A 253-nucleotide genomic window follows, 5' to 3' on the forward strand; every position below is an offset into this window, starting at 1 on the left:
GCCGTAGACAGGGCCTTTGACGCAAGGCGCATGCGTCGGATCGCTGGCCGTATCGTTGTAGAAGACCGCTTCCTTGATAGTGCCGTGGACCTGCATAGGTTCCTTTCCGAGAGGCTTGCGATTCTCCGCCCACACGAACTTGTTCTCCGTGGGGCTGAGCGACTTCGAGTTCTGATCGCCAAGCGTCTCGGCGACGAGAGCCCACATGGGGTGATGGTGGGAGCCCGCGCCGAGCCTCCACTGCGTCGTGTTC

1 protein-coding gene is annotated in these 253 nt (G+C 61.7%); it reads right to left on the reverse strand.

What is annotated here, in order from left to right:
- The coding region (locus tag ACUYLD_RS25765) for a hypothetical protein (RefSeq protein WP_446676250.1) at positions 1 to 253 on the reverse strand (253 nt) is incomplete at both ends.

The sequence above is a fragment of the Paenibacillus sp. SER-28 genome, assembly GCF_052906305.1.